This window comes from Streptomyces sp. NPDC018000, assembly GCF_044328025.1.
GTDB lineage: Bacteria > Actinomycetota > Actinomycetes > Streptomycetales > Streptomycetaceae > Streptomyces.
The window spans coordinates 241,489-266,706 of sequence record NZ_JBIRGM010000003.1 but is presented as its reverse complement, the minus strand read 5'-3'; the positions used below and the strand labels follow the sequence as shown (position 1 = coordinate 266,706).

Genomic DNA, 25,218 nt, shown 5'->3' with positions numbered 1-25,218 from the left:
CCACGTATATGCGCTCCCGCCTGTCACAGCCATGACATAACCTGCACAGTGACGGCCGCGCCCCGCACACCGCCTTCACACAATGGTGTCCGGATGCCGCGCGGCCCGACTCGTCACCCGGCTCATCCTCCGGGTTTCACTGTGGGGGTTACATCAACGTGCGTACGCGCACCGTGTCGACCGCGCTCGCGGTCCTCTTCAGCTCGACGGCGCTGGCCGTCGGCACCACGGGGCCTGCCGTGGCCGACTCGAGCAAGGCCCTGCCGATCTCGTCGTACGGCGACATGGCCGTGGACGGTGTCCACAAGCGGGTCTACATCAGCGACCCGAAAGGCAACAAGGTCGTCGTCACCGACTACGCGGGCAAGGTCGTGGCGACCGTCCGGGACCTTCCCGGCGTACAGGATCTGGCGATCGCGCCCGGCTCCCGTTCCGTCTATGCGGCCGTTCCGGGCAGCGACGCCGTCGTGGCCATCGAGACGGCCACCTCGACGGCCGCCGCCCGGTACGGCACCGGTGAGAACACCCGGCCCCAGACGCTGGCGGTGGCGGGCGGGCGGGTCTGGTTCATGTACGGCGCGCAGCCCTCGCACCACCTGGGCTCGTTCGACCCCGCGCAGGACAGCCCGGAGGTCGTCCTCGACCAGCTCCCCGGCGTCGGCTATTACGACGCCCCCGAACTGGAGTCCGCCGGAAACACTCTGGTGCTCGGTACCCACGGCACCTGGTCCAGTCTGGCCGTGTACGACGCGTCCACGAGCACGCCCGTCCTGCGCAAGCAGGGCATGCCGCCCGAGGCCACGAGCTACATGAACGACTTCGCCCTCAGCACCGACGGCAAGAAGATCGTCGCCGCCTCGGGCGAGTCCCCCTACGCGGCCACCGCGATCAACACCGATGACCTCACCCGTACCGGTGCCTATCGGGTCGAGGCGTATGACCCCAGCTCCGCCGCGATCGCGCCGGACGGCACGGTCGCCGTGTCGGCGTACGCCCCGTACGACAAGGACATCTACATCTTCAAGCCCGGTGCGACGGCGCCGTTCCGCACGTACACATACGGTCAGGGCACGGCGGGCGGTGACATCATCACCTCGCGGGGACTGGCCTGGGCTCCTGACGGGACCAAGCTGTTCGCACTCGCCGACGGCTACGGCGGGCCGTTCCTGCGCGTCCTGGACGACGCCACCCGCTACCCCGTCAAGGTCTCCGTCTCCGCGCCCGCCAAGGCGACCCGAGCCAAGAAGCTCAGCGTCACCGGCAAACTGACCTCCGCCAAGTCCTTCCCCGCGGGCACGAAGGTCACCGTCATCCGGACCGACATCGACTCGCCCAAGGGCAAGTCGCTCGGCACGAAGACGGTCGGTTCGACCGGCGCTTTCTCCTTCAGCGACACCCCGCCCGCCGGCGGCAACGTCACCTACACGGCGCAGTACGCGGGTGACGCCACGCACGCGCCCGCATCGGGCAAGGACACGGTCGCCGTCTCGCGCACCGCCACCTCCCTGACTCTCAACCGCAACGGCGGCGTCTACTCCTACGGCTCCAAAGTCTCGTTCACCGCCCACCTCGGCAAGACCTACAAGAACCGCACCGTCGAGATCTGGGCCGACCCCTTCGGTGCCGACAAGCCCAAGAAGCTGCTGAAGAAGGGCACGGTCAACTCCAGGGGCAACCTGTCGGTCACCGTGAGCATGACCCGAAACACCGCGGTCACCGCGGTCTACGCGGGCGATGCCCGCTCGGGTTCCAAGACCGTGAAGTCGACCGCGTACGCCAAGGTGAAGGTCTCCACCTCCGTCTCCAAGCACTACAAGACGGGCAAGATCGGCTCCACCACGTACTACTGGTTCCACAAGAGCACCGACCCGTTCCTCACCACGTCGATGACGTACTACAAGGGCCGTCAGCAGCGCTTCGGGCTCCAGGTCTACTACGAGGGCAAGTGGTACGACACGGACCCCGAGTACTTCGCGCTGCGCACCGACGGAAAGTCCGTGGTCCGCCTCGAAGCCCCCGGCCAGTCCGGTATCCGCGCCCGGATGCGCTCCTCGTACATCAAGGGTTCCTCGGGCGACAGCGTGAACTCGACGACGCATGGCGCGTGGAAGTACCTGTACTTCACGAAGTAGACGGCAGCACCCCACTGCCGCCTGACGGAGAAGGGCCCCCGCCGGGGGCCCTTCTGCCCCCCGTACGCGCGGATCGGGCCGCCGCACTCCCGGAAAAGCTTGAAGTTAGGTTAGGCTAACCTCACTTCAACATCGGGTCCTCGCCCTTCCTTCTGCCCTGAGGGCCGATGAAGTTTCCCCGCATCCGGGAGGACCCTTCATGCGTTCGCACCTGCTCAACGACACGACCGCGGAGCACTACCGGCGCTCCGTGACCGCAGGAGTCGAACGGGTCGCAGCCAAACTCGCCGCCACAGAACGGCCGTTCACCGGAGTTTCCGCCGACGAGCTCACTCCCGTCGTCGACGCGATCGATCTGGACCGGCCGCTGGGCGATGCGTCCGCCGCCCTCGACGAACTCGACCGCGTCTACCTCCGTGACGCCGTCTACTTCCACCATCCCCGCTACCTGGGCCACCTCAACTGCCCGGTCGTCATCCCCGCCGTCCTCGGCGAGGCCGTGCTCTCGGCTGTCAACTCCTCTCTGGACACCTGGGACCAGAGTGCCGGCGGCACCCTGATCGAGCGGCGGCTGATCGACTGGACCGCGGCCAGGATCGGGCTCGGACCGGCCGCGGACGGCGTCTTCACCAGCGGCGGAACACAGTCCAACCTCCAGGCCCTGCTGCTCGCCCGCGAAGAGGCCAAGACCCCGCCGCACCACTTCACCCGACTGCGTTTCCTCACCTCCGAATGCAGTCACTTCAGCGTGCAGAAGTCGGCGAAACTCCTCGGCCTCGGACCGGACTCGGTGATCCCGGTCCCCGTCGACCACAACAAGCGCATGCAGACCGTGGCACTGGCCCGCGCCCTGGAGCAGTGCGTCGCCGGGGGCTCCGTACCGATGGCCGTCGTCGCCACCGCGGGCACCACCGACTTCGGTTCCATCGACCCGCTGCCCGAAATCGCCGCGCTCTGCCGGCAGTTCTCCACCTGGCTGCATGTCGACGCCGCGTACGGCTGCGGGCTGCTGGCCTCCCGCGAGCGCCGCCACCTCCTCGACGGCATCGAGCACGCCGACTCGGTGACCGTGGACTACCACAAGTCCTTCTTCCAGCCGGTGAGTTCGTCCGCCCTGCTGGTCCGCGACCGGACCACGCTGCGCCATGCCACGTACCACGCCGAGTACCTCAACCCGCAGCGGATGGCCGCCGAACGCATCCCCAACCAGGTGGACAAGTCGCTGCAGACCACCCGCCGGTTCGACGCGTTGAAACTGTGGATGACGCTGCGCGTCATGGGCGCCGACGGCATCGGTGAGCTCTTCGACAAGGTCTGCGACCTGGCCGTCGAGGGCTGGCGGCTGCTCGCCGCCGACCCGCGATTCGATGTCGTCGTCGAGCCCCAGCTGTCCACGCTGGTGTTCCGCTTCATCCCGTCCGGCATCACCGCGCCCGCCGAGATCGACCGGGCCAATCTCCACGCCCGCAAGGCCCTCTTCACCTCCGGTGAGGCCGTCGTCGCCGGTACGAAGGCCGACGGCCGCCAGTACCTGAAGTTCACCCTGCTCAACCCCGAAACGACCGCGCAGGACATCGCCGCGGTACTCGACCTGATCTCCGGCCATGCCGAGCAGTACCTGGGAGACTCCCTTGACCGCGCTTCCTGAGCCGCCCGATTCCCGCAGCGCCCACGACTTCGTCGGGATCGGGCTCGGCCCGTTCAATCTCGGGCTCGCCTGTCTGACCGAGCCGATCGACGAGCTGAACGGGGTGTTCCTGGAGTCCAAGCCGGACTTCGCATGGCACTCCGGGATGTTCCTCGAAGGGGCCCATCTCCAGACGCCGTTCATGTCGGACCTGGTCACCATGGCCGACCCGACCTCGCCGTACTCCTTCCTGAACTATCTGAAGGAACGCGGACGGCTGTACTCCTTCTACATCCGGGAGAACTTCTACCCGCTGCGGACCGAGTACAACGACTACTGCCGCTGGGCCGCCGCCAAGCTGGGCAGCGTCCGCTTCGACACGACCGTCGATTCGGTCACGTACGACGAGGGCACCGCGCTCTATACCGTCCGCAGCGCAGCCGGCGGCGTCTTCCGGGCGCCGCGGCTCGTGCTCGGAACCGGCACTCCCCCGTACATCCCGGATGCCTGCCGGGGTCTGGGCGGCGACTTTCTGCACAACTCCCGCTATCTGGAAGGGAAGGCTGCCCTCCAGGCAAAGAAGTCCATCACCCTCGTCGGCAGTGGGCAGAGCGCGGCCGAGATCTACTACGACCTGCTCTCCGAAATCGATGTGCACGGCTACCGGCTGAACTGGGTGACGCGCTCACCGCGGTTCTTCCCGCTGGAGTACACCAAGCTGACGCTGGAGATGACCTCCCCGGAGTACGTCGACTACTTCCACGCCCTGCCCGAGGAGACCCGTTACCGGCTGGAGTCCGGACAGAAGGGTCTCTTCAAGGGCATCGACGGCGAGCTGATCGACGCGATCTTCGACCTGCTCTACCGGAAGAACCTGCCCGGCCCCGCCCCGACCCGGCTCATCGCCAACTCCTCGCTGAACAGTGCGAGTTATGAGGAAGTCAGCGGTACGTACACGCTGGGGCTGCACCAGAACGAGCAGGGCAAGGACTACACCCTCACCACCGAGGGCCTGGTCCTCGCCACCGGCTACCGCTACGCCCCGCCGGCCTTCCTGGAGCCGATCGCCGACCGGCTTCGCCACGACAGCCGGGGCCGCTTCGACGTGGCCCGCAACTACTCCATCGACATCACCGGGCACGGCGTCTTCCTGCAGAACGCGGGCACGCACACCCACTCGATCACCTCGCCCGACCTCGGCATGGGTGCCTACCGCAACGCGTACATCATCGGCGAGCTGCTCGGCCGTGAGTACTACCCGGTCGAGAAGTCCATCGCCTTCCAGGAGTTCGCCGTATGAGCACTGCCCTCGGTACGTTCACCGTTCGCGCCCTCGATCCTCTCGCCGACGCCGCACTGGTGCACGGCTGGGTCACCCACCCCAAGGCCGCCTTCTGGCTGATGGGCGAAGCGAAGCTCCAGGACGTCGAGCGGGAGTACACGGCGATCGCCGCCCACCCGCACCACGACGCCTTCATCGGGCTGCACAACGGCGAGCCCGCCTTCCTGATGGAGCGGTACGACCCCGCCGAGGTGGAGCTCAAGGGGCTGTACGACGCCGAGCCCGGCGACATCGGGATGCACTTCCTGGTCGCCCCGGCCGACACCCCGCTGCACGGCTTCACGCTCGGCGTGATCACCGCCGTGATGGAGACGATGTTCACCGACCCGTCCGTACGCCGGGTCGTCGTCGAACCGGATGTACGCAACAGCGCGGTGCACGCACTCAACAAGGCGGTCGGCTTCGAGGTGCTGGGCGAGATAGCCAAGCCGGAGAAGAACGCCCTGCTCAGCACCTGCACCAGGGAACAGTTCGCCACGGCGACCGGGGGTGGACTCTGATGTCCGCCACCATCGACAGCGTCGCCCATCTCACCCCCGGGCGCTGGGCCACCGCCAACCGGCTGCTGATCCGCAAGGCGCTCGCCGAGTTCAGCCACGAACGGCTGCTGACCCCCGCACCGCTCGGCGACGACCGCTACTCGGTGCGCAGCGACGACGCGGCGACCGAGTACCGCTTCACCGCACGGATCTACGCCCTCGACCACTGGCAGGTCGAGGCCGGCTCGATCACCCGCCACCGGCGCGGCTGCGAACTGCCTCTGGATGCGGCCGAGTTCATCGTCGAGCTGCGCTCCACGCTCGGCCTCTCGGCAGAGGTCCTCCCGGTCTACCTGGAGGAGATCTCCTCCACCCTGGCCGGCACCGCGTACAAGCTGACCAAGCCGCCCGTCACCTCCGCCGAGCTGGTCCGGGCCGGGTTCCAGGCGATCGAGACCGGCATGACCGAGGGCCACCCCTGCTTCGTCGCCAGCAACGGGCGGCTCGGCTTCGCTGTGGACGAGTACCGGGCGTACGCCCCCGAGGCGGCGGCCGGCATACGTCTGGTCTGGCTCGCCGCCCGTCGCGACCGCGCCACCTTCACGGCAGGCACCGGGCTCGACTACGAGACGCTGATCGGGGGCGAGCTCGGCAAGGAGACCCTGATCCGGTTCGGGGCCACGATGTCCGGCCTCGGCCTCGATCTCGACGGCTATCTGCTGATCCCCGTCCACCCCTGGCAGTGGTGGAACAAGCTGGCCGTCACCTTCGCCGGGGAGCTGGCGCAGCAGCATCTGGTCTGCCTGGGCGAAGGCGACGACGCATACCTGGCTCAGCAGTCCATCCGTACCTTCTTCAACGCCGGCAACCCGGACCGGCATTACGTCAAAACGGCGCTGTCCGTCCTCAACATGGGCTTCATGCGCGGGCTCTCCGCCGCGTACATGGAGGCCACCCCGGCGATCAACGACTGGCTGGCCGAGCTGATCGAGCGCGACGAGCTGCTGCGCGAGGCCCGCTTTTCGATCATCCGGGAGCGGGCGGCCATCGGCTATCACCACCGGACGTACGAGGCGGCCACCGCCAAGGGCTCCCCGTACCTGAAAATGCTCGCCGCGCTGTGGCGGGAGAGCCCCGTCCCCGGCCTGGCCCCCGGCGAGCGGGTCGCGACCATGGCCTCGCTGCTCCACACCGACCACGAGGGCGACTCCGTCGCCGGTGCGCTGATCGCCGAGTCGGGGCTGGACCCCGCGGTGTGGCTGCGCCACTACCTGGACGCGTACCTGGTGCCGGTGCTGCACAGCTTCTACGCGTACGACCTGGTGTTCATGCCGCACGGCGAGAACGTCATCCTGGTCCTTCAGGACGGGGTCGTACGGCGCACGGTCTTCAAGGACATCGCCGAGGAGATCGCGGTCATGGACCCGGACGCGGTGCTGCCGCCGCAGGTCGGGCGGATCCGCGCCGAGGTTCCCGAGGACATGAAACTGCTCTCGGTCCTCACCGACGTCTTCGACTGCTTCCTGCGCTTCCTGGGCGCGGGGCTGGCGAGCGAGGGCGTACTCGACGAGGAGACGTTCTGGCGGACTGTCGCCCAATGCGTCATGGGGTACCAGGAGTCGGTGCCGTATCTCGCCGACAAGTTCGAGCAGTACGACATGTTCGCCCAGGAGTTCGCGCTGTCCTGCCTGAACCGGCTTCAGCTGCGGAACAACAGGCAGATGGTCGATCTGACCGATCCTTCGGGGGCGCTGCAGCTGATCGGCACGTTGAAGAACCCGATCGCCGGACAGTGCATGAAACCGGGCCCGTCCGGCGACTGAGGGCATCTGCCGGGTCCGTCCGGCGACCGGGAACACCACGGTCGCCGGACGGCATCGGTCACCTCACTGGTCGGCCCAGGGAATCTGCGGCGCCCGGTAGTAGTTGACGCCGAGCGCCGAGAGCCTCGGCCCCTGCGCACCCAACCGCACCTTGTACGTGTTCCAGTCGTGTGTGGACGCGGGCGACCATCCCAGCTCAGCCACCCCGGGCAGCCTGGGGAACGCCATCTGTTCGATCTCGTCGCTGTTGGTCAGCGTCTCCGACCAGAGCGGCGCCTCGACGCCGAGGACCGAACCCTCCGGGGCGCCGTCCAGATACGTCGCCGGGTTCCAGTCGTAGGAGCGCTGGACGGAGACGTAACCGGCCCAGGCCAGGCCCAGCTTGGTGTCCTTGTCGTACTTCATGTCGAGGTAACTGCGGTCGGCCGGGGACAGCACCAGCTTCGTGCCGTTCACGGCGGCGGCCGCCACCTGCTTGCGCTCGGCCGCGCCCGTCCGGTCGTAACCCCAGTACTGGGCGACCGCGCCCTTCACCGGCGTGCCCCCGGTCAGCTGGTGCCAGCCGATCACGGTCTTGCCGTACGTGCCGACGATGGCCTGTGCCCTGTCCATGAAAGCCACATAGTCCTTGTGGCTGGTGGAGTGCGCCTCGTCGCCGCCGATGTGGAGGTACTTGCCGGGGGTGAGCGCGGCCAGCTCACGGACCACGTCGTCCACGAAGTCGTATGTGACGGCCTTCGGGACACAGAGCGAGCTGAAGCCGACGCCGGTGCCGGTGTAGAGCGGCGGCGCGACACCGTCGCAGTTCAGCTCCGCGTACGAGGCGAGTGCCGCGTTGGTGTGGCCGGGCAGATCGATCTCCGGCACGACCTCCAGATAGCGGGAGGAGGCATACCGGACGATCTCCTTGTAGTCGCTCTTCGTGTAGTAGCCGCCGGCTCCCCCGCCGACCTCCGTCTGCCCTCCGTAGGTGGCGAGCCGCGGCCAGGAGTCGATGGCGATCCGCCAGCCCTGGTCGTCGGAGAGATGCAGATGGAGCTTGTTCATCTTGTACAGGGCGAGCTGGTCGATGTAGCGCTTGACCTCGGCGACGGAGAAGAAGTGCCGGGAGACGTCCAGCATCGCGCTCCGGTACGCATAGCGGGGCGCGTCCTTGACCGTGCCGCCCGCGACCTTCCACGGGCCCTTCTGACGGCTGTGCTTCTCCACGTCGGCCGGGAGCAGCTGACGGAGCGTCTGGACGCCGTGGAAGAGCCCTGCCGGCCGGCGTGCGGTGATGGTGACGGAGCCGGGGCTCGACTTCAGGGTGTAGCCCTCGGCGCCCGATCCCCCGTCGTGGGAGTCGAGCCGGAGCCGGATGCCGTCGCCGCCGCGACCGGTGACCGGCAGGGCGTACCCGGTGGACGGGCGCAGCACGCCCGCCAGGTAGTCGCCGATCTTCCGGGCCTCGCGGGAGTCGTCCTCGACACGGATCCTGGTGTCCGCGGTGATGGTGTACGGAGAACCGCCGGGCTTCGCCTCGGCGGGGGCAGGCAGTATCTGCCCGAGCGGACGGGGCGGGGCGGGGGTGGCCGGGGCGCTGCTCGCCGCCTGCCCTTCCGGGGCGGCGCCGACGCCGGAGATACCGGCCGCTGTGACGAGCAGCAGCGAGCCGAGTAGGCGGGGAAGGGCGGTGCGCTGTGTCCTGTGCAGTCTCACAAGCCGGGTCCCTTTCGACGGGTTCGGACCGACCGGCCCATGGAGGGCGGCATCGGTCGGTCTCACACCTGTGGAGCTCCTGAGCAACGAACCATCACCATGCGTATCGCCTGCCCCACGCACGGTCAAGGTGTAGACCGCTTCCCCGTTATGCGGCTGAGAGAATCCGCCCATGGCAGAAATAATCCAGCGCGACGGAACCTGGACCTTCGACGGCGAGACGGTGCGGATCGTGCCCGGCCGGGGGAAGGGCATTCATCCGCTGCGGCAGGAGCTGGGTGAGTGCGTCGTCCCGCTCCGGGCCCTGTCGGGCATCGCCTTCGAACCGGACCGCAAGGGCGGCCGGCTGCGACTGCGGCTGCGCGAAGGAGCCTGCCCGGTCCTGCGGGCCGCGGACGGCAGGCTCAAGGACGCCGCGGATCCGTACCAGCTGACGGTGGAAAAGGACCGGAGCGGAGCAGCGGAGTACTTCGTCGGCGAGGTGCGCAGCGCCCTGCTGATCGAGCAGGTGCCTTCCGGGCCGGTGGACGGGTTCCTGCTGCCGGGGCCCGCGGTGCCGGTCGCCGGAGGCGGCGGGGACGGCACGGCCTCGTTCGACGGGAAGACCATCCGCCTCGCCTGGAACTGGAAGGCCAACGAGGCCAAGGTCTCGGGCGGCCCGGTCGTCTTCCCGGTGTCGGAGGTGACCGGGGTGCACTGGCTGCCCGCCATGGGTTTCGAGAACGGGCATCTGCGCTTCGTACGGGGCAAGGGCCCGACCCCGGCTCCGGCGGCCGAGTTCGACCCGTATTCGCTGGATCTGTGGGGGCTGTCCAAGAAGGAGTACACGGCGGTACTGGTCGCGGCGGCGGTACTGGTCCGGCTGCCGGACCCGACGGAGGCGGGTACGGGCGCCGCGGCCGCCGTCGAGGGCTCCCGGGCAGAGATCGCACCACCGACCGCCGACGATCACGACGTGCTGCTGCGTCGGCTGCGAGAGCTGGGCGAGCTGCACCGGGCGGGGATTCTCACCGACGACGAGTTCACCACCGCCAAACAGGCCGTCCTGAAGCGTCTCTGAGGCCGACCGGCACACGGGGGACGCCGCCTCCCATGTGCCGGTCGGCCTGAGGACCGCCTCGGCTCCCCTTTGGGTCCGACCGAGAGCCTAATCACATCATCCCCTGCCCGATATCGGGCAGAATTGTTGCGTAAGCGCCCTGTCCACCGCAATATCAACGAGTGCTCGAACGCCGCTCGTCACATGACGACCTCATTGATCACCTGGTGCGCAGCACCGCGCTCCAGCGCGGTGAGGCCGCCCGGGTGGTTCTTGACGTGCTGGCGTACTTCGACGAGACGACCGAGGACTTCGTCCGCCGCCGCCACCGCGAACTGCAGTCCGGCGGCCTGGTGAACACGGAGATCTTCGAGCGGATCGCGGCCGAACTGCCGCACCGGGCGGTCGCGCCGCCGGAGCTCTCGCTCCGCCAGCTGCGCCGCATCGTCTACGGCTGAGCAACGGGCACTACAGGTACGTCGATGGAGGGGCAGATACTTTATGTGCGGAATCGTCGGATATATCGGTAAGCGTGATGTGGCTCCGCTGCTGCTGGAAGGGCTGCAGCGACTGGAGTACCGGGGTTACGACTCCGCGGGCATCGTCATCACCGGCAAGGCGTCGGCCGGGAAGCCCGCCGTGCTGAAGATGGTCAAGGCGAAGGGCCGGGTCCGCGAACTCGAGGCCCGCGTTCCCAAGCGTTTCACCGGCACCACCGGTATAGCCCACACCCGCTGGGCCACCCACGGCGCCCCGAGCGACGAGAACGCGCACCCACACCTGGACGCCGACAACAAGGTCGCCGTCGTCCACAACGGCATCATCGACAACGCCTCCGAGCTCCGTGCGAAGCTCGTCGCCGACGGTGTCGTCTTCCTCTCCGAGACCGACACCGAGGTGCTGGTCCACCTGATCGCCCGCGCCCAGGCCCAGACCCTGGAGGAGAAGGTCCGCGAGGCGCTGCGCACGGTCGAGGGCACGTACGGCATCGCCGTCATGCACGCCGACTTCAACGACCGCATCGTGGTCGCCCGCAACGGCTCCCCGGTCGTGCTCGGCATCGGCGAGAAGGAGATGTTCGTCGCCTCCGACGTCGCCGCGCTGGTCGCCCACACCCGCCAGGTCGTCACCCTCGACGACGGCGAGATGGCCACCCTCAAGGCCGACGACTTCCGCACGTACACGACGGAGGGCTCGTCCACGACGGCCACGCCGACCACCGTGGAGTGGGAGGCCGAGTCGTACGACATGGGCGGCCACGACACGTACATGCACAAGGAGATCTCCGAGCAGGCGGACGCCGTCGACCGGGTGCTCCGCGGCCGGATCGACGACCGTTTCTCCACCGTGCACCTCGGCGGTCTCAACCTGGACGCCCGCGAGGCGCGCGGGGTCCGCCGGATCAAGATCCTGGGCTGCGGCACCTCGTACCACGCGGGCCAGATCGGCGCGCAGCTGATCGAGGAGCTCGCCCGTATCCCCGCGGACGCCGAGCCCGCCTCCGAGTTCCGCTACCGCAACCCGGTCGTCGATCCCGACACCCTGTACGTCGCGGTCTCCCAGTCCGGTGAGACGTACGACGTGCTGGCCGCCGTCCAGGAGCTCAAGCGCAAGGGCGCCCGGGTGCTCGGTGTCGTCAACGTGGTGGGTTCGGCAATCGCCCGGGAGGCTGACGGCGGTACGTACGTCCACGCCGGCCCCGAGGTCTGCGTCGTCTCCACCAAGTGCTTCACCAACACCGTGGTCGCGTTCGCGCTGCTCGCCCTGCACCTGGGCCGCATCCGCGACCTGTCCGTCGCCGACGGCAAGCGGATCATCGAGGGGCTGCGCAGGCTGCCCGCGCAGATCGCCGAGATTCTCGAGAACGAGGACGAGATCAAGAAGCTGGCCGCGGAGTACGCGGACGCCAAGTCGATGATGTTCATCGGCCGGGTGCGCGGCTACCCCGTCGCCCGTGAGGCCTCGCTGAAGCTCAAGGAGGTCTCGTACATCCACGCCGAGGCCTACCCCGCCTCCGAGCTGAAGCACGGCCCGCTGGCCCTGATCGAGCCCGCGATGCCGACGGTCGCGATCGTGCCGGACGACGACCTGCTGGAGAAGAACCGTGCCGCGATGGAGGAGATCAAGGCCCGCAGCGGCCGCATCCTCGCCGTCGCCCACCAGGTGCAGGAGAAGGCCGACCACACCATCGTCGTACCGAAGAACGAGAACGAGCTGGACCCGATCCTGATGGGCATCCCGCTCCAGCTCTTCGCGTACCACACGGCGCTGGCCATGGGCCGTGACATAGACAAGCCGCGCAACCTGGCGAAGTCCGTCACCGTCGAGTAGGCATCCCCGCACGGGCTGCGCCCGGAGCAGAGCGGCCCCGTACCCACCGTCACCGCGGGTACGGGGCCGCTCCCGTGCGGGTGCGCATCGGCGGACTGCCGGTTTCCGCAGGCGAGTTGACGCCATGACGGCTGCGGGGCCGGAACCGGTGAGAGAGGTGACGGCAGGGGCGTCCGGGACGTCCGGGACGGGGAACGCTCAGGGAATGACGACGACCGGGCGCTGTGCGCGCCGCGCGAGACGTCCCGCCACCGAGCCGAAGATGCGGCCGACGATGCCGTGCGTGGAGCCGACGACGATGGCGTCGGCCGAGTACTCCCGGCCGACCTCCTCCAGCTCATGGCAGATGTCCCCGCCGCGCTCGACGAGCACCCAGGGAACCTCGGAGAGGTAGTCCGCGCAGGCGAGCTCCAGGCCGAGTACCTCGGTGCGGTGGTCGGGCACATCGACGAAGACGGGCGGCTCGCAGCCTGCCCAGACGGTCGTCGGCAGCCGATTGGCGACATGGACGATGATCAGGCCGGAGCCTGATCTTCGGGCCATCCCGATGGCATACGCGAGAGCGCGCTCACTGGACGTCGAGCCGTCGAAGCCGACCACGACCCCATGCCGGAAGGCGGGATCGCAGGAATGACGTGTTTCTTCGGCCGCCTGCGGGCCCGACATGGGGTCGGCTACCTGCTTGCGGTCGGCGGGTTCGGGGATTTCGTGACCGGCCATCGGTGTCTCGGCGAAGAGAGTCCTCGTGAGGAGAGCGACTTGGGGAAGGTGCGTCAGCGGGCGATGTCGCAGTGTCCGGGAATCATCTTCCCAACCCCTTACCCCCAAGGGTACGGCGCCACTCCTCCACTGCCCAGACCCGCACAAAGCGCGTGCGACGTTTCACGGAGCATGCCCGAGGCGAACCCCGTATGGCAATGTCCGCTGCCCTGTACATCGACGCCGGCGGGCCGGAACGACTCCCCTCGGTGACCGGGCGGGGCCGTATCCGTCACCCACCGGGCGGCGCACCGGGACCGCAGCACCCCGGCGCGGATGCCGCCTTGACGCCGAGCGCCGGGCCGGCGGTCCACTCCCAGGAGCCACTCCGCGCCCGCCCCGGCCCGTCCGCCCCGTCCGGAGCTCTCCGCCGGCCGTGGACCGATATCGGCCCGCCGGCCAGGATCACGCTGCCCGCCGACGCGGCTGCATCATTTCGTACGATCGAACATCCGATCTGCCAAGGGGGCGCAAGGGAGCGGCCACCCATCGGGGTTGTGCGCCGGTCGACTGACCGAATCACGTATGCACAACCATCTATTTTCAGCCAACTTCACACCCCTGTCGCTTCCTTGCCGAATTGGCCGATCAACCCCCTTGCCACCAGGCAGGAAGAGACCGAACGGTACGCTTCCACCCGACGGGGACGGGCCATGAGCGCGAGGCGCACTTCCCTGCGCGGCCGCTGAATGAAACCCTTCGTGATCGAACGCTTCCCGCCAAGTTGCCTTGTCGACATAACGCCGCTTGGTGAACTTGTCACGCCGGCACCACGGGACGCAGTAGATTCGATCTTGGGTATCGAAGACGGGGACTCATGCAGGACCGAGGGGAAAAGTGCAGGAGCGACAGGCCCGTAAGGACCAGGAAGACGCGAACACCGAGGGGGGCTTAGCGTCATGAGCCAGGACTCCGCCGCCGCAACGGAGGCTGTACGGAAGCTCAGTGGACGACGACGACGAGAAGTCGTCGCCGTACTGCTGTTCAGCGGCGGCCCCATCTTCGAAAGCTCGATCCCGCTCTCCGTGTTCGGAATCGACCGCCAGGACGCGGGAGTTCCGCGCTACCGACTCCTCGTCTGCGGCGGGGAAGAGGCGCCGCTGCGGACCACCGGGGGACTCGAACTGACCGCACCCTACGGGCTGGAGGCAATCAGCAGGGCAGGCACCGTCGTGGTGCCCGCCTGGCGTTCGATCACCTCGCCGCCGCCCGCAGAGGCGCTGGACGCGCTGCGCCGCGCCCACGAGGAAGGGGCCCGCATCGTCGGGCTGTGCACCGGCGCGTTCGTGCTCGCCGCCGCCGGCCTGCTGGACGGCCGCCCGGCGACCACGCACTGGATGTACGCACCGACGCTGGCCAAGCGCTATCCGTCGGTGCATGTCGATCCGCGTGAGCTCTTCGTCGACGACGGCGATGTGCTCACCTCCGCAGGGACAGCGGCCGGCATCGACCTCTGCCTGCACATAGTCCGCACCGACCACGGCACGGAGGCCGCCGGGGCACTGGCCCGCCGGCTCGTCGTGCCGCCGCGGCGCAGTGGAGGTCAGGAGCGCTACCTCGACAGGTCTTTACCTGAGGAGATCGGCTCCGACCCGCTCGCCGAGGTCGTGGCCTGGGCGCTGGAGCATCTCCACGAGCAGTTCGACGTGGAGACGCTGGCCGCGCGCGCCTACATGAGCAGGCGGACCTTCGACCGGAGGTTCCGCTCGCTCACCGGCAGCGCACCGCTCCAGTGGCTGATCACCCAGCGGGTGCTGCAGGCGCAGCGACTGCTGGAGACGTCCGAGTACTCGGTCGACGAGGTCGCGGGCCGCTGCGGCTTCCGCTCGCCGGTCGCACTGCGCGGGCACTTCCGGCGCCAGCTGGGCTCCTCCCCCGCCGCGTACCGGGCCGCCTACCGGGCCCGCCGCCCGCAGGGCGCCGGTGCGGAGGCCGCCACCGCGCCGACCGAACCGATCGTGCCCTCACAGGGCACCTCGGCGGGCCGGCGGGTCACGGCTGCGGCCACCCCGACGGATCCGCATGTCGTCACGTCGGCGACGGTCGGGGCGGGGCAGCAGGAGCACGGAAGACCGGGCCCCGACGCGTACCCCACCGAGCGCCCGACCCTGCCGGGTCAACGGAGTGCCCCGTAGGCTGGGAGCATGAACGACCGCATGGTGTGGATCGACTGCGAGATGACCGGGCTCTCGTTGACGGAAGACGCACTCATCGAGGTGGCCGCACTGGTCACCGACTCGGAGTTGAATGTGCTCGGCGAAGGGGTGGACATCGTGATCCGCCCGCCGGACACGGCCCTGGAGACGATGCCCGAGGTGGTGCGCCAGATGCACACCGCCTCGGGTCTCCTCGACGAGCTGGCCCAGGGCACCACGCTGGCCGACGCCGAGGCCCAGGTGCTGGCCTATGTCCGCGAGCACGTGAAAGAGCCCGGCAAGGCCCCGCTCTGCGGGAACTCGGTCTCCACCGACCGCGGCTTCCTGGCGCGGGACATGTCGGCCCTGGAGAGCTACCTCCACTACCGGATCGTCGATGTGTCCTCGGTCAAGGAGCTGGCGCGCCGCTGGTACCCGAGGGCGTACTTCAACAGTCCGGCCAAGAACGGCAACCACCGGGCGCTCGCAGACATCCGTGACTCCATCACGGAGCTGCGTTACTACCGCGAGGCGATCTTCGTACCGCAGCCCGGGCCGGACTCGGAGCGCGCCAAGGCGATCGCGGCCAGTGTCGCGCCGCCCACGCCGTAGGACGTTGCGAAGCCGCTGGTCATGGACCTTTCGGGGGCCGGGATCAGCGGCTGGGCAACCGGGGCGCGAGCACCCTCTCGGACCCTGTACACTTTTTCTCGGCCGGTCAGAAAAAGACCGGACATGGTGGGTATAGCTCAGATGGTAGAGCACCTGGTTGTGGTCCAGGATGTCGCGGGTTCGAGTCCCGTTACTCACCCTGAAGGGAAGGGCCCCGGTCATCGACCGGGGCCCTTCTTGCGCCTGAGCCACCCTCACCAGGCGGCTATGTGACGGCCGTCACGAGCAGTCGCGGACGATCGGTTCCGTGAGGAGCACGACTTGCGGACGCTCGCGGTGTCCGCCATCCCGGCCGACGCCTCCAGCGCTTTCCTGGTGCCGCGACCGGCAGGGTTTGCCCCGTCGCGGCCCTAAGGGCTGTCCCGTCCGGCCGGGGGCGGACGGCGCTGCTTTCGAAACACGCCCTACGGGCTGTCCCGTAATCCCTGGTGGGCGCACGACGGATTACGGGACAGCCCTTAGCCGAACGCCGAGGGCGGTGGTGCCGGTGAAGGCCTGGCGTCCGCGTCGCTCACCGCCGCCGCGCCGCCGGTGAAGTCGGCGAGGGCGCGCCCGTGTTCGACACGTCCGGGGTGCGGGTCGGTCGCGACCCGGCGGGTCAGCTCCGCGACCCTCAGCGGCAGGTCCGAGGCGAGCAGCACCGCGTTGCCGAAGCGGCGGCCGCGCCACACGGTCGGGTCGGCGGCGAGCGCCACTTCCGGAAAGACCGTGGCCGCGGTGGCGATCTGGCCGCGCAGATGGGTCAGCGGCGGCCCGTCCGCGAGGTTGGCCACGTAACTCCCGCCGGGTTTCAGGACCCGGCGCACCTCGGCGAGGAACTCGGTGCTGGTGAGGTGTGCGGGGGTACGCGCCCCGCTGAAGACATCGGCGATGACGAGATCCGCCCAGCCGTCCTGGATCTTCCCGAGCCCGGCGCGGGCGTCGGTGGCGCGGACCCGGATCCTGGCCTGCGGGTCCAGCGGCAGCTCCCGGCGGACCAGTTGCACGAGTGCGGCGTCCATCTCGACGATCTGCTGGGTGGAGCGGGGCCGGGTCGCGGCGATGTAGCGGGCGAGCGTGAAGGCTCCGCCGCCCAGGTGCACGACGTGCAGGGGCTGCCCGGGGGGTGCGACGAGGTCGGCGATGTGGCCGATCCTGCGCTGATACTCGAAGGACAGATACGTGGGGTCGTCGAGGTCCACATGGGACTGGGGGGCGCCGTCGAGCGTCAGCGTCCAGGCGCGTCGGCGCTCCCGGTCGGGCACCAGCTCGGCGAGACCGCCGTCCACCGGTTCGGTGAGGGGCTCGGTCCTGCGCCCGGCGCCGCCACGCCCGGTCTCGCGTTCGGTCCTGCCGTCGGCCTTGCGGTCGGACCGCTTACGGGCGCCCGTACCTGCGCTCGACGCTCCTCGACGTGCCACTGCTGCTCGTGCCTGCTCACTGCTCATCGCTCCGGGCCGGCACGCAGCCGGCCGTGCCGGGGAATCCCGGCCACCGGCCCATTATGGGCGCGTCGGAGGGGAGCCCTCGGTCAGCCGTGGGCGCGCGGACAGGCCCCGGCGGTCAGCGGCAGTTGTCGGCCGCTTCGATCAGCCGGGCCGCCTGGTCGAGGGCGGCCCGCAGCACGGCCGGGTCGGTGACCGGGGCGTCCTCCTCGGGCGGCAGCAGCCAGCCACTGCCGGTGACGGGCGGCTCGGCGGGGATGCGCAGCCCGCGGCCGTCGGTCTGCGTACAGGCGCTGCCCGGTACGTCCCATGCCTCGGCGGTCCCCGGGGGCACCAGGAAGCCGAGGGTGTCGCAGGCGCCGTCGTGCAGGACCGGGCCGACGGCCTCCTGGTCGGAGCCCCGGCGCAGGATGTCCACGGCCTCCAGCCCCTGGCGCGCCGGGACGGTCACCAGGTCGCAGGGTACGGCGCCGTAGTCCTCCGCCGGCGCGGCGGGCGCCGTGGCACCCGTTGCGGCCGGGGTCGTCGCAGTCATGCGCGAGCCGGTCTCGATGCCGGTGTGCAACAAGGGACCTCTCCTCTCATCGCCGGGCGGAGCCGGATTCCGTCTCCACAAGAACCAACGCACCGACGGCGTCAATGGCTACGGTGCCACGCCGCCGCAAAGGGTGGCAGTTCATGGCGGATCGCGGGCGAGATATCCGCTTTATGCGCAAACACTGTGTGTGCGGCCCGTCACAACCGGTACGTTCTTGCTCCGCCGGGACACCGAAAGCAGGAGCCCGGCTGCTCCAGAGAGGGCTCAGCCATGGTGTCGACAGGGGCAGTTCCCAACCTCGTCTTCCGGCGGCTGCGCGGATCGCGCTCCGCCGGGGAGTTCGCTGCCGCGGTACGCAGGTCCGCCCGTGAGATCGGCGAGCAGGTCGCGTGCGACGCCCGGTACATCGGACGCGTGGAGTCCGGCGAGATCCGCTGCCCCAACTACGCGTACGAGCGGGTCTTCCTGCACATGTTCCCCGGCACCACCCTGGCGGACCTGGGCTTCTCACCGCGCGAATCGGTACGCGGCCGGGGGGCATGGGCCACTGCCGAAACTCCACCGCCCCCCACGTTCCACAGCGACACCGACGAGGAGAGCGACGTGCTGCGTCGCGTATTCATGACGAGCGGCACCACCGCGATGGCGGCCGCAACCCTGGGCCTCGGCCTCGACGGCACATCCGCTGCCGCCGCCCTGCCCGACCGGCACCGGGTCGGAGAGGCCGAGGTGAGCGCCGTCGAAAAGGCGGTACGGCAGATCCGGCTGCTCGACGACCGGCACGGCGGTGACGGCCTGTACCGCAAGGCGTCCCAGCCGCTGCGGGCGGCGTACGCGCTGCTCGACTCCAGAACCGCCACCAAGCGCTCCACGGCCGACCGGCTGCACGCCGTGGCGGGCGAACTGGCCATCTCGGTGGGCTGGCTGGCCCACGACTCGGGCCGGTTCGAGGACGCCCGCTCGCACTATGCGGAGGCGCTGGCCACGGCGCGGGTGGCGGGTGACGCGGCGTTGGAGGCGCATGCGTTCTGCAATGCGTCGTTCCTGGCCAGGGACACGGGGCGGCCCCGCGAGTCCGTACACGCCGCCGAGGCCGGGCAGCGGGCGGCGCAGCCGCTGGGCTCGCCGCAACTGCTGGCGCTGCTCGCGCTGCGGGAGGCGGGGGGCCGGGCGGGGCTCGGGGACCGTACGGGCTGCGAACGGGCGATCGGCCGGGCGCGCACCGCGTTCGAGCGCGGTCCGTCCGACGCCGATCCGGAGTGGATGTCCTTCTTCCGGGAGGCGGAGCTGGAGATGCTGGAGGCGCAGTGCTGGTCGGCGCTGGGCGACTGGTCGCGGGCGGCCCACCATGCGCTGCGGGCGACGCGGCTCCAGGACCCGCACTTCACCCGGAATCTGGCGCTGTACCGGGCCGAGCTGACCCAGGATTTGGCCCGGGCGGGCCGGGCCGCGGAGGCGGCGACGGCCGGTCACCAGGTGCTGGACCTGCTGGGCCGCGTCCAGTCGTCCCGTATCCGGTCGATGCTGACGGCGGCGGCGGGGGTACTGGCGCCGCAGCGGGGTGCGGCGGAGGTACGGGGGTTCCTGGAACGGCACGCGGGGGTCTCGAAGTCGGAGGTGTAGGAGTCCGCCGAGCGGCGGAATTCCACGCACCCCGCATCATGTGACCGGTTCCGTCCTAGTGCCGCGACCGGCAAGGTTCGCCCGTCAAGGAGCGGCGGCCGGTGCGTGTGATCGCAAGGCGGTCAAAAGCCCTTGTAGCGGAGCTACCTGGGCTTTTGGCCAACGCCGCGAGCGCGCGTGCCGGGCGTCGCGACGGGGCGAACCTTGCCGGTCGCGGCACTGGTCGCAGGACGGGCCGGTTTCCGCCGTGCGTCGGCAGGATCGAGATCGTCCGGCGATCGTGAACCTCATCGAGGCCGGGCATCGAGACGGAACGATCACCGGCTTTCCCATCATCGCGCACGCCTTCGAAAGGCAACCGGCCGGGCCGAACTGGCGTCCCTCTCGGAGAAATCCGTACACACACGGGGCATCCGGCAAGGACCCCCGGGGAACCGTGGCCAACCTGCACCGTACGGTTTAACGCTCGCCGCCGGTCGCATGAACACATGATGGAGAGCTTCCGAATGGACCATGCCAGCACCGCGTACGTGCCGCGCCGGCGGCCTCGTTGGTGGACCGAGGTGCCGCTGCTGGCGCTGGTGTACGCAGCCTACTCGGCCGGCCGGCTGGTGGCGCGCGGCGACGTGTCCACGGCCGTCGACCACGGTCTGAGCATCCTGCACCTGGAGAAGACGCTCCACATCAACTTCGAGCACCCGCTCAACCGGCTGCTGACCGCCCACCCCTCGATAGGCATACCCGCCGACTTCATATATGCGTCCCTACACTATCTGGTCACCCCGGCCGTGCTGGTCTGGCTCTTCCGCCGCCGCCAGGTCCTGTACCGCAAAGCCCGCACCTGGCTGATGACCTCCACACTGCTCGGCCTGATCGGCTTCGCGCTGATACCGACCTGCCCGCCCCGGCTGCTCCACGCCACGTACGGCTTCGTCGACACGATGGCGCAGTACAGCTCGTACGGCTGGTGGGGCGCCGAGGCGAGTGCCCCGCGCGGCATGGGCGGAATGACGAACCAGTACGCGGCGATGCCGAGCCTGCACGTCGGCTGGGCGCTCTGGTGCGGAATCCTGCTGTGGCGTCACGGCCGGCACCCGCTCGTACGGGCCGCGGGTGTCGCGTACCCCCTGGTCACCACGTTCGTGGTGATGGGCACGGCCAACCACTACTTCCTCGACGCGGTCGCGGGCGCTGCCGTGATGGGCGTCGGAGCCCTGCTGGCCGGACCGGTGATGCGTATCGTCGACCGGGTCAGGGGCCCGCTCGCGGCCCGCTTCCCGCGGTTCGCCGGGACCGCGGAGTCCCCGGTTGTCAGTGCCGGATGCAAGACTTCGGCGGGTGAGCGAATCCCTGGCCAGCGGACCGCCTCCGCAGACTCCACCGATGCCGCGGCATCGGCCGACGCAGACGCCTCGGCCGGTCGCGTACCCCGGGCCGACGCCGCTGCCACCGCAGTGGCGGGAGCAGCGGGGGACGACACTCCGGCAGCGGCTCGCTGAGCTGCGGGGCCCGGCTGTCGCACCGCGTCCGCTGGATGCCCGAGCGCTGGCCGCTCTCGCCGCCAACCCCGGCTGCCGGCGCCGCGCCCTGCTGGACGGCGCCGGGGTGGACAAGGCCGCGCTGGCCACGGCGCTCGGTTCACCGGCCCCCTTCGGCCAGTCACAGTTCGCTTTCGTCCGGGGCAACGCCTTCGAGGCCAAGGTCAAGGCCGACGGCGGTACGGAGCTGATGCGGCTGCTGTGCGAGCGCCTCGGCGCCGGCGCCGAGGCGCCGCGCGAGGTCCTGGTGCCCGATCTGACCGCGGCCGGTCCCGAGGGCCGCGCGGCGCGTACGGCGCTGGCGCTGCGGGAGGCGACCGAGTCGGGCGGCTGGGCGCTGCTGGACCACCCGATGCTGGCCCTGGAGGTGGCGGGCTCCCCGGCCTATCTGGAGCCGGACGCGGTGGCGGTGCACCCCGACGGCACCTGGACGGTCGTCGAGATCAAGTCCTTCCCCGTGATCGACGGTTCTGCCGACGCGGCGAAGGTCGGTGCGGCGGCCCGGCAGTCCGCCGTCTACGTACTGGCGCTGGAGCGGATCGCGGAGCTCACCGAGGGCGCACAGGTCGGCCACCGGGTGCTGCTGGTCTGTCCGAAGGACTTCTCCAATCTGCCGACCGCCTCGGTCGTCGACGTACGCAAGCAGCGTGCGGTCACCCGACGCCAGCTGACCAGGCTGACCCGGATCGAGGACATCGCGGCGGCCCTGCCCGCGGGCACCACCTTCGATCCCGAGTGCTCCCCGCAGCAGCTCGTCGCCGCGGTCGAATCGGTCGGCGCGGCGTATGCCCCGGAGTGCCTGGCCGCTTGTGAACTGGCCTTCCACTGCCGGGCGAAGGCCCGCGCGGCCGGTGCGGTGGAGGCGCTGGGGCGGAGCGTGCGGGGCGAGCTCGGCGGGCTGACGACGGTGGGGGCGGTGCTGGCCGCCGCCGCCGGCAAGGAGGGCGACCCGGCGGATCCGACGGTCGCGGCCCTGCGGCGTGCGGCGGCGCTGCGTGCCGAGGCGCTGGAGGGCAGTGCGGCATGTCGCTGATCAGCACCCTGGCCCGGCTGGAGGCTGTGGAGAGCGGCCGGGCACAGCCGATGACGACGGTCCTGCACCGCCATCTCACCGGCCGCCCGCTCGTCCTGGTGCCACTGACCACCGCCGGTGAGGCGGGCGCCCCGCTGGGCGCGCTCGTCGGGACCGACCGGGAGGCGCCCCGGCTGCTGGCGGTTTCGCAGCCGCGCGACCGGGATCTGCGGTTCGCGTTCCTGTCCGAGCTGGCCGAGGCGGTGCTGCCGCACATCGAGGCGTACGAGGATGTCGTCGAGCCCGCGGAGCGCAATGAGACCGATCCGGAGACCGGGAAGAAGGTCAAGGTCGAGGTCGAGCTGTGCGCGGACGCGCCGCAGCTGATCGTGCCGAGCCGGGCGGGCATCGATTTCGTACGGCTGCTCGGCCGCTCCATGCGGTTCAGGCGCACGGCACAGGACGATCCCGACACCCCGTACCCCGCCCCCGCCCGCGTCCCGCTGCTGGGCCGCTGGCTGACGCACTACGGGGAGCGGGCCAGGGTGCCGGGCTCCTCGCTGCTGCTGGCCGTGACGGATCTGCTGAACCGGCACTGGGCGACCGGGCAGAGCAGCCTGGAGGATCAGCATCTGGGCGCGCTGCTGGCGTGGGTCGACGCCCCGGCGGGTGAGTCCGGGGCGCGGGCGGCGCTCCGTGCGGAGCTGGGGCGGGACGGCGAGGGCCAGCTGCTGTGCCCGCCGGCCGGTCCGGCCACGGACCCCGCGTTCGACAACCGGCTGCTGGCGCCCGCCATCGAGAAGTACGACCGGGCGCGCACCTCGCTCGCGGCGGCCGAGGACGGTCTCGCGGCCGATGCCCGACTCGCCGAACTGACCGCCGCCGAGCGGGAGATCAAGGCTCTGCTGGCCGGGGTGATGCGGCCGACCTGGGATGCGGTGTGGCGGGGGCTCGATCTGCTGAAGGAACGGCCCGAGGGGTCACGGGCCGAGGACCGCTGGACGAGGGACCGCTGGTCGTTCACCGGTCACCGGGACCGGGTTCGGTCCGGTGAGCCGCCGCAGCCGCGCCGGGACGACGCGGTGACGGCGGCGCAGAAGCTGGCCTCGCGCGAGACGGCGCAGGCCCAACTGGAGGCGCAGGAGGCCCTGGACGATCCGCTGGTGCTGGCCGGGCGGCGGCTGGCCGGGGAGGCGTTCGTCGGCGATGTGATGGAGGTGGCGATGGCGTACAGCGAGTCGAAGCGCCCGTCCCCGCGCCCGCTGGTCACGGTCCGCACGGACGAGCGCCCGCATCTCGGCGAGCGCACCAAGGTGTACCGCTCGCTGGACGGAAAGCCGCAGACCGCCGAGTTCGTGGGGTACGCCGCGGAGCCGGAGGACGGGACCGCACCCCTGCTGGTGCTGCGGATCACCGACCGGATGGGCCGGAGCAAGGAGCCGGTCCCGGGTTCGGTGCCCGAGCCGGGCGACCGGATCGCCTGGACGCTGTTCGAGCACGATCAGCGCGGCGGTCCGAAGCTGCCGGACCCCGAGGAGACGCCCTGGACGCATGGCGGCCCGCCGGGCGCGGCCGGTGAGCGCACCGAGCATCCCGATCCCGTGACCGCGGAGGACTTTCTGTGACGGCCGTATTCGACCCGGGCGCCCAGGCCGCGCGGGCGACCGACGCGATCCTCGCCGACACCCTGCGTGGTACGTCGCGCGGCATCGTGGTGGACTCTCCGCCGGGCGCGGGCAAGTCGACGCTCGTGGTGCGTGCCGCACTCGAACTCGCCGCGGCCGGGCACCCGTTGATGGTGGTCGCGCAGACCAACGCCCAGGTCGACGACCTGGTGGTGCGGCTGGCCGAGAAGGACCCGGGGCTGCCCGTCGGCCGGTTGCACAGCAATGACTCCGACCCGTACGACAAGGTGCTGGACGGCCTGGCCAACGTGCGGAAGTCGGCCAAGGCGCCGGATCTCGCCGGACTCGACGTCGTCATCTCGACGGCCGCCAAGTGGGCGCATGTGAAGAACGTCGAGCCCTGGGGCCACGCGATCGTCGACGAGGCGTACCAGATGCGTTCGGATGCGCTGCTGGCCGTCGCGGGGCTCTTCGAGCGGGCGCTGTTCGTCGGCGATCCGGGCCAGTTGGACCCGTTCTCGATCGTCGGCGCGGACCAGTGGGCGGGGCTGTCGTACGACCCGTCCGCGAGCGCGGTCTCCACGCTGCTCGCGCACAATCCCCGGCTGCCGCAGCACCGGCTGCCGGTGTCGTGGCGGCTGCCCGCCTCCGCCGCGCCGCTGGTCTCGGACGCGTTCTACCCGTACACCCCCTTCCGCAGCGGTACGGGCCACGGCGACCGGCGGCTGTCGTTCGGCGTCGCGTCCGACGGATCGGCCCCGGACCGGGTGCTGGACGAGGCCGCGGAGTCCGGCTGGGGCCTGCTCGAACTCCCGGCCCGGCACACCCCGCGCACCGATCCGGAGGCGGTACGGGCGGTGGCCCTGGTCGTGCGCCGGCTCCTCGACCGAGGTGGTGCGGCGACGAGCGAGCGCTCCCCGGATCCGGCTCCGGTGACGGCGGACCGGGTCGCGGTCGGCACCGCCCATCGCGACCAGGCCGCGGCGGTACGGGCGGCGCTCGCGGAGCTGGGTGTGACGGGCGTGGCGGTGGACACGGCGAACCGGCTCCAGGGCCGCGAGTTCGATGTGACGGTGGTCCTGCACCCGCTGTCCGGCCGCCCGGACGCCACGGCGTTCCATCTGGAGACGGGCCGGCTGTGCGTACTGGCCTCGCGCCACCGGCATGCGTGCATCGTGGTGTGCCGGGCGGGCGTCGCGGAGCTGCTGGACGAGCACCCGTCGACGGAACCGGTGCAATTGGGGGTCACGATGAAGTTCCCGGACGGCTGGGAGGCGAACCACGCGGTGCTGGCGCATCTGGCAGAGCACCGGGTGCGGTGGGGGGCGTGACGGCACCCGGCCACCGCAGGCCGTGCTCCCGTTCCGCGGTATCCGCGGGGCCCACTTGCGCGGCGTTGGACAATGGAGGGTGGCCGTCGG

The 25,218-nt window shown here is 70.3% G+C and carries 19 protein-coding genes and 1 tRNA gene; 16 read left to right on the top strand and 4 right to left on the bottom strand.

Features of this window, described 5'->3' with window-relative positions; translation table 11 throughout:
* Nucleotides 1-158: 158 nt before the first annotated feature.
* The 5 genes from ACH4EW_RS09700 to ACH4EW_RS09680 all read left to right on the top strand — a co-directional run bounded on the left by ACH4EW_RS09700 (nucleotide 159) and on the right by ACH4EW_RS09680 (nucleotide 7,403).
* Nucleotides 159-2,132, top strand: a complete 1,974-nt coding sequence (locus ACH4EW_RS09700) for an Ig-like domain repeat protein (protein WP_398253854.1) — start codon at nucleotides 159-161, stop codon at nucleotides 2,130-2,132.
* Between the two features lie 199 nt (nucleotides 2,133-2,331).
* Nucleotides 2,332-3,780 (top strand): pyridoxal phosphate-dependent decarboxylase family protein, encoded by a 1,449-nt coding sequence (locus tag ACH4EW_RS09695; RefSeq protein WP_398253852.1) that lies wholly within the window; start codon nucleotides 2,332-2,334, stop codon nucleotides 3,778-3,780.
* Nucleotides 3,764-5,059, top strand: a complete 1,296-nt coding sequence (locus ACH4EW_RS09690) for a lysine N(6)-hydroxylase/L-ornithine N(5)-oxygenase family protein (protein ID WP_398253850.1) — start codon at nucleotides 3,764-3,766, stop codon at nucleotides 5,057-5,059. Before ACH4EW_RS09695 ends, ACH4EW_RS09690 begins: the two co-directional genes overlap by 17 nt.
* Nucleotides 5,056-5,601, top strand: a complete 546-nt coding sequence (locus ACH4EW_RS09685) for a GNAT family N-acetyltransferase (RefSeq protein WP_398253848.1) — start codon at nucleotides 5,056-5,058, stop codon at nucleotides 5,599-5,601. The genes ACH4EW_RS09690 and ACH4EW_RS09685 overlap by 4 nt, the downstream gene beginning before the upstream one ends.
* Entirely contained in the window at nucleotides 5,601-7,403 is a 1,803-nt protein-coding gene (locus ACH4EW_RS09680) for an IucA/IucC family protein (protein WP_398253847.1), read from the top strand. The genes ACH4EW_RS09685 and ACH4EW_RS09680 overlap by 1 nt, the downstream gene beginning before the upstream one ends.
* Before the next feature lie 63 nt (nucleotides 7,404-7,466).
* On the opposite strand, the gene ACH4EW_RS09675 is transcribed toward ACH4EW_RS09680, so the two are convergent.
* A complete protein-coding gene (locus ACH4EW_RS09675) occupies nucleotides 7,467-9,101 on the bottom strand; it encodes a beta-N-acetylhexosaminidase (RefSeq protein WP_398253844.1) in 1,635 nt (544 codons plus the stop codon).
* Between the two features lie 172 nt (nucleotides 9,102-9,273).
* Here ACH4EW_RS09675 and ACH4EW_RS09670 point away from each other — a divergent pair, with 172 nt between their 5' ends.
* The 3 genes from ACH4EW_RS09670 to glmS all read left to right on the top strand — a co-directional run bounded on the left by ACH4EW_RS09670 (nucleotide 9,274) and on the right by glmS (nucleotide 12,471).
* Nucleotides 9,274-10,161, top strand: coding sequence for a DUF4429 domain-containing protein (locus ACH4EW_RS09670; protein WP_398253842.1), 888 nt, complete (start codon nucleotides 9,274-9,276; stop codon nucleotides 10,159-10,161).
* A 161-nt stretch (nucleotides 10,162-10,322) separates the two neighbouring features.
* The gene (locus tag ACH4EW_RS09665) at nucleotides 10,323-10,598 is read left to right on the top strand and encodes a hypothetical protein (RefSeq protein ID WP_398253840.1); all 276 of its coding nucleotides are present in this window, start codon (nucleotides 10,323-10,325) and stop codon (nucleotides 10,596-10,598) included.
* A gap of 43 nt (nucleotides 10,599-10,641) precedes the next feature.
* A complete protein-coding gene (glmS, locus tag ACH4EW_RS09660; RefSeq protein WP_398253837.1) occupies nucleotides 10,642-12,471 on the top strand; it encodes a glutamine--fructose-6-phosphate transaminase (isomerizing) in 1,830 nt (609 codons plus the stop codon).
* Between the two features lie 198 nt (nucleotides 12,472-12,669).
* On the opposite strand, the gene ACH4EW_RS09655 is transcribed toward glmS, so the two are convergent.
* Nucleotides 12,670-13,191 carry a universal stress protein gene (locus ACH4EW_RS09655; RefSeq protein ID WP_362208252.1) on the bottom strand — a complete coding sequence of 174 codons (522 nt, stop codon included), beginning with the start codon at nucleotides 13,189-13,191 and terminating at the stop codon, nucleotides 12,670-12,672.
* Between the two features lie 938 nt (nucleotides 13,192-14,129).
* Between ACH4EW_RS09655 and ACH4EW_RS09650 the strand changes: the two genes are divergently transcribed.
* From ACH4EW_RS09650 to ACH4EW_RS09640, 3 genes are all read left to right on the top strand, one after another.
* Nucleotides 14,130-15,365: a helix-turn-helix domain-containing protein gene (locus ACH4EW_RS09650; protein WP_398253834.1), complete on the top strand. Its 1,236-nt coding sequence runs from the start codon at nucleotides 14,130-14,132 to the stop codon at nucleotides 15,363-15,365.
* A 9-nt stretch (nucleotides 15,366-15,374) separates the two neighbouring features.
* The gene (orn, locus tag ACH4EW_RS09645) at nucleotides 15,375-15,977 is read left to right on the top strand and encodes an oligoribonuclease (protein WP_398253831.1); all 603 of its coding nucleotides are present in this window, start codon (nucleotides 15,375-15,377) and stop codon (nucleotides 15,975-15,977) included.
* Nucleotides 15,978-16,103: 126 nt separating this feature from the next.
* Nucleotides 16,104-16,176: transfer RNA gene (locus ACH4EW_RS09640), tRNA-His, on the top strand.
* 319 nt (nucleotides 16,177-16,495) lie between these two features.
* Here ACH4EW_RS09640 and ACH4EW_RS09635 read toward each other — a convergent pair.
* Together ACH4EW_RS09635 and ACH4EW_RS09630 are read right to left on the bottom strand one after the other, a co-directional pair.
* Complete coding sequence (locus ACH4EW_RS09635; RefSeq protein WP_398254767.1) at nucleotides 16,496-17,437, bottom strand: spermidine synthase; 942 nt, start codon at nucleotides 17,435-17,437, stop codon at nucleotides 16,496-16,498.
* Nucleotides 17,438-17,579: 142 nt separating this feature from the next.
* On the bottom strand, nucleotides 17,580-18,029 hold the full coding sequence (locus tag ACH4EW_RS09630; protein WP_398253829.1) for a hypothetical protein: 450 nt from the start codon (nucleotides 18,027-18,029) through the stop codon (nucleotides 17,580-17,582).
* 240 nt (nucleotides 18,030-18,269) lie between these two features.
* Between ACH4EW_RS09630 and ACH4EW_RS09625 the strand changes: the two genes are divergently transcribed.
* From ACH4EW_RS09625 to ACH4EW_RS09605, 5 genes are all read left to right on the top strand, one after another.
* Complete coding sequence (locus ACH4EW_RS09625) at nucleotides 18,270-19,622, top strand: tetratricopeptide repeat protein (RefSeq protein ID WP_398253826.1); 1,353 nt, start codon at nucleotides 18,270-18,272, stop codon at nucleotides 19,620-19,622.
* A gap of 506 nt (nucleotides 19,623-20,128) precedes the next feature.
* Nucleotides 20,129-21,121 (top strand): phosphatase PAP2 family protein, encoded by a 993-nt coding sequence (locus ACH4EW_RS09620; RefSeq protein ID WP_398253824.1) that lies wholly within the window; start codon nucleotides 20,129-20,131, stop codon nucleotides 21,119-21,121.
* On the top strand, nucleotides 21,006-22,193 hold the full coding sequence (locus ACH4EW_RS09615; protein ID WP_398253823.1) for a hypothetical protein: 1,188 nt from the start codon (nucleotides 21,006-21,008) through the stop codon (nucleotides 22,191-22,193). Before ACH4EW_RS09620 ends, ACH4EW_RS09615 begins: the two co-directional genes overlap by 116 nt.
* Nucleotides 22,184-23,797: a hypothetical protein gene (locus ACH4EW_RS09610; RefSeq protein WP_398253820.1), complete on the top strand. Its 1,614-nt coding sequence runs from the start codon at nucleotides 22,184-22,186 to the stop codon at nucleotides 23,795-23,797. The genes ACH4EW_RS09615 and ACH4EW_RS09610 overlap by 10 nt, the downstream gene beginning before the upstream one ends.
* Nucleotides 23,794-25,128, top strand: a complete 1,335-nt coding sequence (locus ACH4EW_RS09605) for an AAA domain-containing protein (RefSeq protein ID WP_398253818.1) — start codon at nucleotides 23,794-23,796, stop codon at nucleotides 25,126-25,128. Before ACH4EW_RS09610 ends, ACH4EW_RS09605 begins: the two co-directional genes overlap by 4 nt.
* Nucleotides 25,129-25,218: the final 90 nt, after the last annotated feature.